The following is a 4,216-nucleotide window of genomic DNA, read 5'->3' on the forward strand; positions in this document are numbered from 1 at the left end:
TCGCTGGAAATGCCGGCGAGCAGGGCGACCTCCTCCCGGCGCAGCCCGGTGACCCGTCGGCGCTCTCCGCCGTAGAGGGGCAGTCCGGCCTGTTCGGGGGTGACCCTGGCCCGTCGCGTGCCGAGGAATTCCCGGATCTCCGCACGGAAATCATCACGAATATCGTGTTTGCCGCTTTGTGGATCTTTTCTACCTGCCATGCGTTTCACTGTACGAGCGCTTCCGCTGATGAGGGGGTCCCTGTCAGTGACCCCCTCATCAGGGACTCCCACACTCCCGTGACAGGCGGTTTTGTTGGTGGTGCACCGCCCCCAGCGGTGTGAACGGCCCGGATGGGCGTCGCTTCCGCCGCCGGTCCCAGCCCGCTCTGCGGCGTTGTCCGCGCTGCATGCACCACCCCCGCAACAGACCGCGTGCCGGCCCATGGCATCTGAAACGAAATCCCTCATGAGCAAGGGCACGTCTGAATCTCGGGGTCTTCATCACTGCCGGCTCCAGCGGCATCGGCAAAGCAGCTGCCACCCAACTGGCCAAGGACGGAGCGACGGTCGTCATCACCGGCCGTGACCCGCAACGCACAAAGGCAGTCGCAGACCAGATCGGCGGCATCGGCTACGTGTCCGACTTCGAGAAACTCGACGACGTGCGCGGTCTCGCTGACAAGCTTCTCGCCGCGTATCACCGCATCGACGTGCTGGCCAACAGCGCGGGCAGCATGTACAAGGTCTCCGAGCTCACCGCTGACGGCTTCGAGCGCACCCTCCAGGCCAACTATCTCGCCCCTTTCCTGCTGACCAGGCTCCTCCTTCCCCGGTTGGCGGAAAGCCAAGGGCGGGTCATATCCACCTCCAGCAACGCCAACGTCCAAGGGCGGGTACACCTCGACGACCTCAACTTCACCCGCCAGCGGTGGAACTCGGGCCTGGGCGCGTACGGCACCTCCAAGCTGATGAACAACCTGTTCACGAAGGAACTGGCGGGGAAGTCGACCGTTCCGGCTTTCGCCGTCCACCCGGGCTTCGTCCGGACCGGCCTCGCCCCGGACTGGTGGCTGCTCCGCATCATCAAAGCCGTGGCACTGGGCCGCTACGGTGTCGTCCCCGAGGAAGGTGCCAAGCCCCTGATCCGGCTCGCAGACCTGGACACGCTCTCGGAACCGAGCGGCACCTACTTCGACAAGATCAAGCCCAACGGGAAAGAAGGCCGACAGGCGACTGACCTGCAGCTGGCAAGAGACCTGTGGAACCACACCTCCGCCCTCGTCGGACTGCTCGCAAGTCACTAGAAGAGACGTTGCAGGAGCCGGGTGTAGTGCTCGCTGGAGATGCCCGCGAGCAGGGTGACCTCCCCGCGGCGCAGCCCGGTGACGCGTCGGCGCTCTCCGCCGTAGAGCGGCAGTCCGGCCTGCTCGGGGGTGACCTTGGCCCCGATATCCGTGATGATCTCCGCGCGGGGATCCGGGAATTCCTGGGCGCGCGAACCACCCCAACATGCTCTCGGCCACCGAGCGGCCGGGATGCTGTACCGCCACACGTTCAGGTGACGACAAAACACCTACACATTCCCATACCGCCCTCTTACAGCACTCGCGCGTCGCCCCTGCTCCCGGCCCTGGAAACCGTGCGCACGCAACTCGGAGCACTGCCCGAGGACGTCAAGTGAACCTGGACCACGGCTACGACAGCGCCATATCCCGTGCCTGCTTGGCAAGTTGGGCCTCACAGCGGAGATCGCCCGCAAGGGCGTCCCCGCCCCGATCCCGGCAGGCAAACGCTGGGTGGTCGAGCGCAGTCCCTCCTGGATGAACCCTTACGGCAAGCTGCGGCGCTGCACGAAGAGGAGCGGCAAGGCGGTCGGCCTCCACCGCGCCGCCACACTCGTCAGGTTCCGCACGCTCATCCGACGATCGACCTAGCGGTACCACCGGGACGGCGGACCCACCACCCGGCGCCTCAAGTGATCCATTTGCCGGTCGGTTCAAGGAGGACTTGCCAGTACCCCCTTTAACAGGTCCTGCCGCACTGTCGGCAGGGCTGGTTGCCTGGAAGGCATGACCAATAAGACCACGGCGGCGGAGGTCACCGGCGCGTCCGCAGCTACTGTCTCGAGCGGCATGAACCGCGGTCTGACGCTGCTGTTCGCGGTCGCCGGCGGCGCCGCGGTCGGCAACCTGTACTGGGCACAGCCCCTGCTCAACGAGATGGCCGGTTCGCTGCACATCAGTCCCGGCTCCGCCGGTCTGCTGGTCACTCTGACGCAGATCGGCTACGCGATCGGGGCCTTTTTCGTGATGCCGCTGGGTGACCGTCTCAACCGGCGCAGGCTCATCCCCACGATCATGCTCGCGTCGGCCTTCGCCCTGGCGGCCAGTGCCGCGGCACCGAGTTTCGGCATACTGCTGGTCGCGCTCGCTCTGGTCGGGGTGACCACGGTGGCCGGCCAGCTGCTGGTTGCGCTGGCGGGTGACCTCGCTCGCGACGATCAGCGCGGCCGGGTCGTCGGTACCGTCGTATCCGGGATACTCATGGGGATTCTCGCATCGCGCACCATCAGCGGCCTTGTCGCCGACGCGTTCGGCTGGCGTGCGATCTATATGGCCGCCGCCGTACTCACGGTGGTTCTCGCCACCGTCCTGGCACGGGTGCTGCCGGCCATTCCCTCCCGGGCCTCGGTCGGCTACGCGGAGCTGCTGGCGTCGGTGGTGACCACCGTGCGCCGCCACCGTTCGGTGCAGGTCTCGCTTGTGTTGAGTGCCATCGCGATGACCGTTTTCACCCTCTTCTGGACCGCTCTGACCTTCCTGCTCAGTGCTGCCCCGTTCGACTACTCGGTGACCCGGATCGGTCTGGTCGGTCTCGTCGGCCTGGCCGGCGCGCTGACCGCCCAGCGGGCCGGCCGTCTGCACGACCGCGGCTGGTCGGTGCCCGGTACCGGCGCAGGACTGCTACTGGCATTGGCCGCGGTCGTCCTCAGCGGCACCGGCGCCGACGCCGGGTCAATCATCATCGTCCTGATCGCGGTGCTGCTGCTGGACATCTCCATCCCGACGGTCAACGTGCTCAACCAGTCCCGGCTGATGCACGTGGAGCCGCAGAGCCGCAGCCGCCTGAACACCGCCTTCGTCACCGGAAACTTCATCGGCGCCACCATCGGCTCCGTGCTGGCGGCCGCGCTCTGGCAGGCCGGAGGGTGGACGATGGTGATGACCGGCGCCGCCGCTCTGCTCACTATTGCGTTGATCGTCTGGGCAGTCGGGCGGCGGGCATTGTCCGTCGCTTGAGCTCCCCGCCCCGTGCTCGGTGGCGAGGCTGATCGGCTCCGGACTGTCGTCGGCAAGGGCCACCGTTCAGGGCGCCAGCCACCCCGAACCCCCGGAATGACAGGCCGAAAAATCATCAACGGCCTGACTCCTCATCCCCTCGAAGGAAGGACCACCATGGCCCTCGGAACCGCGATTGTCGTCGGTGTCGGACCCGGACTCGGCGTCGCGCTCGCCAGGACGTTCGCCGGCGCCGGACACCCGGTCGCCATGCTCTCCCGTGACAAGTCGAGGCTTGACGCCTACGCCGCCGAGCTTGCCTCCACCGGTCAGGAAGTCCGTGGCTACCCCTCGGACGTCACGGACCCCGATGGCCTGCGCGCCACGCTCCGCACCGCGATCACCGAGTTGGGCGCTCCCGACGTGCTCGTGTACAACGCCGCGGTGGTGCGCAAGGACGCGCCCATCGGCGGTGACGACAAGGACTGGGCCGACGTTCTGGCCGTCAACGTCCTGGGGGCGAGGGTCGCCGCGGACGCCGTCCTGCCCGCGCTGCGTGACGGCCGCGGGAGCCTGCTGTTCTCCGGCGGCGGCCTCGCCCATTCCCCCTCCGCGGAATTCGCGTCCCTGTCCATCGGCAAGGCCGGGATTCGCACATACGCGCAAGTACTTCACGAGAAGCTGGCAGGCACAGGCGTGCACGTCACCAGCGTCACGATCGCTGGTGCAATCGGTGGCGGCGAAGAGCGCTTCGATCCGGCAGTGCTCGCACAGGCGTACCTCGACCTGCACAACCAGCCCGAGACCGAGTGGCAGCACGAGCTGCTGCGTGACTGAGCTTCCGTAGGCGCAGCGTCACGCGGAGGGGGGGGGGCGGGGGGGCGGGGGGGGCCACCCCGGGGGGCGGGGGGGGGGGTGGTGTGTGTGAGGGCGGGGGGCGGGGGGCCCGGGGGCGGC

5 protein-coding genes and 1 pseudogene are annotated in these 4,216 nt (G+C 67.8%); 4 read left to right on the forward strand and 2 right to left on the reverse strand.

Going from position 1 to position 4,216, the window contains the following annotated elements:
• Positions 1 to 200 (reverse strand): annotated as a pseudogene (locus tag ACFXC1_RS51025) (transcriptional regulator); the annotation flags it as partial.
• A 281-nt stretch (positions 201 to 481) separates the two neighbouring features.
• On the opposite strand from ACFXC1_RS51025, the gene ACFXC1_RS51030 reads away from it, so the two are divergent.
• Positions 482 to 1,285 carry an SDR family NAD(P)-dependent oxidoreductase gene (locus ACFXC1_RS51030; RefSeq protein WP_381257316.1) on the forward strand — a complete coding sequence of 268 codons (804 nt, stop codon included), beginning with the start codon at positions 482 to 484 and terminating at the stop codon, positions 1,283 to 1,285.
• Here the strand turns inward: ACFXC1_RS51030 and ACFXC1_RS51035 are convergent.
• Positions 1,282 to 1,554: a hypothetical protein gene (locus ACFXC1_RS51035; protein WP_381257319.1), complete on the reverse strand. Its 273-nt coding sequence runs from the start codon at positions 1,552 to 1,554 to the stop codon at positions 1,282 to 1,284. The two genes, ACFXC1_RS51030 and ACFXC1_RS51035, sit on opposite strands and share 4 nt — an antisense overlap.
• 157 nt (positions 1,555 to 1,711) lie before the next feature.
• Between ACFXC1_RS51035 and ACFXC1_RS51040 the strand changes: the two genes are divergently transcribed.
• From ACFXC1_RS51040 to ACFXC1_RS51050, 3 genes are all read left to right on the forward strand, one after another.
• On the forward strand, positions 1,712 to 1,915 hold the full coding sequence (locus ACFXC1_RS51040; RefSeq protein ID WP_174855782.1) for a hypothetical protein: 204 nt from the start codon (positions 1,712 to 1,714) through the stop codon (positions 1,913 to 1,915).
• Positions 1,916 to 2,050: 135 nt separating this feature from the next.
• The gene (locus ACFXC1_RS51045) at positions 2,051 to 3,280 is read left to right on the forward strand and encodes an MFS transporter (RefSeq protein ID WP_381257297.1); all 1,230 of its coding nucleotides are present in this window, start codon (positions 2,051 to 2,053) and stop codon (positions 3,278 to 3,280) included.
• Positions 3,281 to 3,436: 156 nt separating this feature from the next.
• Positions 3,437 to 4,096 (forward strand): SDR family oxidoreductase, encoded by a 660-nt coding sequence (locus ACFXC1_RS51050; RefSeq protein WP_381257300.1) that lies wholly within the window; start codon positions 3,437 to 3,439, stop codon positions 4,094 to 4,096.
• The last annotated feature ends 120 nt before the right edge of the window (positions 4,097 to 4,216 follow it).

It is taken from the genome of Streptomyces hokutonensis (assembly GCF_042751305.1).
Classification (GTDB): Bacteria; Actinomycetota; Actinomycetes; order Streptomycetales; family Streptomycetaceae; genus Streptomyces; species Streptomyces hokutonensis_A.

Excerpts from the sequence above, each read along its gene's own strand:
- ACFXC1_RS51045 (WP_381257297.1), top strand. The coding sequence starts at position 2,051 with ATGACCAATAAGACCACGGCGGCGGAGGTCACCGGCGCGTCCGCAGCT.
- ACFXC1_RS51050 (WP_381257300.1), top strand. The coding sequence starts at position 3,437 with ATGGCCCTCGGAACCGCGATTGTCGTCGGTGTCGGACCCGGACTCGGC.